This window comes from Cytophagales bacterium, from assembly GCA_019456305.1.
In the GTDB taxonomy this organism is placed as follows: Bacteria; Bacteroidota; Bacteroidia; order Cytophagales; family VRUD01; genus VRUD01.
Genome location: VRUD01000146.1, coordinates 1 through 3,181 on the forward strand (window position 1 = coordinate 1; position 3,181 = coordinate 3,181).

Below are 3,181 nucleotides of genomic sequence, written 5' to 3' on the forward strand. Positions count from 1 at the left end.
GATATTAACCGATATTAACTGCTATTAATTGAATACCTTCTACCTCCTCTGTTTGAGGTCGCAATCTGCGTCCTCAAACTTTTAAATTCTTCTTCACTGAGTTCAAACATAAAATCATCGGGGAAACGGTTAATGTTTCGCCTAACCCTTTCCTTTAGTCTTTTAGTTTCTACTCCATAAAGGGCTGCAAGATCAAAATCAAGCATTACTTTATATCCTCTAAGGTTGTAAATTAATGAATAATAGCCTGATTTTATAAAGGCATTTTCCATTTGCAAGAGTTTTAGTTTCAGGTCGCAATTTGCGACCTCAAAAACTTCTTAATCAGTTATTTATTTTTGAATAATACTTCATAAATCAAACATCAAACAACCAATATCCAACATCCAGCCAGCAAATTCATCGGATGGCTCCACACTTTATCCAGCAGAGCCATCCGATGACGCCCAACCCTGATCTTCCATCTTCAATTTTCATTTTTTTTTTAATATTTCCATAGTTCTACAATTGTAGAAGTGTAGAAGTAACAAACATCTTCCAACATCCAAAATCCCCCCCCTCTCAACTTGAAAGTTGAGCTACATCCATCTTACATATAAATCTCCCCTCCACCTTCAACAAACTCCTTCGCTTTCTCCTCCATCCCCTTTTCCAAAGCCTTTTTCTCACTAATCTCTTTTTTTGCCGCATATTCTCTCACTTCCTGTGTAATTTTCATAGAGCAGAAATGCGGGCCGCACATGGAGCAAAAATGGGCTACTTTGGCATTATCAGAGGGTAAGGTCTCATCGTGGAATTCCCTTGCCGTATCCGGGTCTAATGAAAGGTTGAACTGGTCTTCCCACCGGAATTCAAACCTGGCCTTACTTAACATATTATCCCGGTACTGTGCACCGGGGTGCCCCTTTGCCAGGTCGGCAGCGTGGGCTGCGAGCTTATAGGTGATAACGCCATCTTTTACGTCTTTTTTATTGGGCAAACCCAAATGTTCTTTTGGGGTAACATAACAAAGCATAGCCGTACCGTACCAGCCAATCATTGCGGCACCGATAGCAGAGGTAATGTGGTCATAACCCGGAGCAATATCTGTTGTCAATGGCCCTAAAGTATAAAATGGGGCATCCTGGCAGATTTCCAGTTGCTTGTCCATGTTTTCCTTGATCAAATGCATGGGTACATGCCCCGGGCCTTCGATCATAACCTGTACATCATGTTTCCAGGCGACCTTTGTCAATTCGCCCAGCGTTTCAAGCTCAGCAAATTGCGCCTCATCATTGGCATCTGCAATAGAACCCGGCCTTAGCCCGTCACCAAGCGAAAATGCAACGTCATAAGCTTTCATGATCTGGCATATATCTTCAAAATGTGTATAAAGGAAATTTTCTTTGTGATGCGACAGGCACCATTTAGCCAGGATTGATCCGCCTCTGGAAACGATACCGGTTACCCTTTTGGCAGTTAAAGGAATATAACGCAACAAAACACCTGCATGGATGGTGAAATAGTCAACACCTTGCTCTGCCTGCTCTATCAGCGTGTCTTTATAAATTTCCCACGTTAATTCTTCAGCTTTACCATCTACTTTTTCAAGCGCCTGGTAGATAGGTACTGTCCCAATCGGCACAGGAGAATTCCTGATGATCCATTCACGTGTCTCATGTATATGATTTCCGGTTGAAAGATCCATGATGTTATCTGCTCCCCAGCGGCAAGCCCAAACTGCTTTTTCAACTTCTTCCTCTATGCTTGATGTGACGGCAGAATTGCCAATATTGGCATTGATCTTTACCAGGAAATTCCTGCCAATAATCATGGGTTCGCTTTCAGGATGGTTGATGTTAGAAGGGATGATGGCTCTACCGGCAGCTACTTCATCCCTTACAAATTCAGGGGTGATAGGTCCCCTTGGTGTGTTTGCTCCGAAACTGTTTCCCGGGTGTTGGCTGCTGGATAGACTGTCTTTTAACTCCCCCATTCGTTGATTTTCTCTGATAGCAATATATTCCATTTCAGGTGTGATGATGCCTTTCTTTGCATAATGCATCTGGGAAACATTCATACCAGGTTTTGCTCTAAGCGGTTTTTTCAGGCTATCAAAACGAAGATGCGCTAAATCACTGTCGGAGCGTCTTTCTTTACCATAATCAGAAGTGATCTCATTCAATTGTTCAACATCTCTACGTTTCAGAATCCATGCTTCCCTGAGTTTGGGAATACCTAACTTTACATCAATTTTTATATTCGGATCAGTATAAGGACCGCTTGTATCATAAACTGTTACCTTCACCTTTTTGTCTAAGTTACCGGAGGAGGTAGTACCATTTGAGCCATTTCCATTAGCCCCGTTCTTAATACCCGCATGTGCAAAAGAATCACCTACAGTAATCTCGCGCATGGCTACTTTAATATCATGGACATTCCCTTTCAAATAAACTTTTTTGGAATTTGGAAAGGGCGCTCTGGTAATTGTGCTGTTGGATGGTAATTTGTGGTTTTTCATAATTAAAAATGTTTTAGGATATAAAAATCCGGTTACTATTAAATTTTGGAACTTGTATGGATGTATGAATGCATGGGTGCATGAAGAGGCATGCAGGCATGCAGTTATGCAATCGTGCAACCATACACTCATCTTCCATTTTCCCTGCCCGCCACTTTACAAACAAGCAGCAGTAGGCAGCGGCAGTTGGCAGTCCTGCCTCCTGCTGCTGCCGCTGCCTACTCTAACTTTCGGAAACCTGTCTCCCTTTACTCCATAGGCAGTTGACAATAGCTGGATACTGGATATTGTCTACTGACAACAAAACAAAGTTTTGGCAGGCGGGCATTTCCCATTTCCCATCTCTTCATCCTCCTTGCGTAGCTTTTATTACGATTATTTTATCGTTGGCTTTTAATTTATAGCTATCCCAATTTGATCTGGGTACAACTACATTGTTCACTGCCAGGGCAATTCCGGTAACGTTTTTTAATTTTAATTCACCGAGTAATCTTTCTAATGTAGCGTTTTCAGAAAGATTGTATTTCTCGTTATTTGCAAATACGGTCATGATGGATGAAACCACAAATTACACGAATTACACAAATTAAATTAGTGTAATTATTAATTAGTGTCTGTCTTTAAAGTCAGAATATTTTCTATTTGCCCAATGTTGTTTTCTCGCAAAGACGCCAAGAACGC

The 3,181-nt window shown here is 41.5% G+C and carries 4 protein-coding genes; 1 reads left to right on the top strand and 3 read right to left on the bottom strand.

Annotation, left to right across the window (positions count from 1 at the left end; all coding sequences use genetic code 11):
- Positions 1–14: 14 nt before the first annotated feature.
- Positions 15–272 carry an ORF6N domain-containing protein gene (locus FVQ77_17365; protein MBW8052073.1) on the bottom strand — a complete coding sequence of 86 codons (258 nt, stop codon included), beginning with the start codon at positions 270–272 and terminating at the stop codon, positions 15–17.
- A 317-nt stretch (positions 273–589) separates the two neighbouring features.
- Entirely contained in the window at positions 590–2,500 is a 1,911-nt protein-coding gene (gene thiC / locus FVQ77_17370) for a phosphomethylpyrimidine synthase ThiC (GenBank protein ID MBW8052074.1), read from the bottom strand.
- Here thiC and FVQ77_17375 point away from each other — a divergent pair.
- The gene (locus tag FVQ77_17375; protein ID MBW8052075.1) at positions 2,487–2,759 is read left to right on the top strand and encodes a hypothetical protein; all 273 of its coding nucleotides are present in this window, start codon (positions 2,487–2,489) and stop codon (positions 2,757–2,759) included. The genes thiC and FVQ77_17375 overlap by 14 nt on opposite strands.
- A gap of 87 nt (positions 2,760–2,846) precedes the next feature.
- On the opposite strand, the gene thiS is transcribed toward FVQ77_17375, so the two are convergent.
- Positions 2,847–3,050 (bottom strand): sulfur carrier protein ThiS, encoded by a 204-nt coding sequence (gene thiS, locus FVQ77_17380; protein ID MBW8052076.1) that lies wholly within the window; start codon positions 3,048–3,050, stop codon positions 2,847–2,849.
- Positions 3,051–3,181 lie beyond the last annotated feature (131 nt).

What these genes read in the sequence shown, in the direction of transcription:
- FVQ77_17365 (MBW8052073.1), bottom strand. Translation starts at nt 272, where the DNA reads ATGGAAAATGCCTTTATAAAATCAGGCTATTATTCATTAATTTACAAC.
- thiC (MBW8052074.1), bottom strand. Translation starts at nt 2,500, where the DNA reads ATGAAAAACCACAAATTACCATCCAACAGCACAATTACCAGAGCGCCC.
- thiS (MBW8052076.1), bottom strand. Translation starts at nt 3,050, where the DNA reads ATGACCGTATTTGCAAATAACGAGAAATACAATCTTTCTGAAAACGCT.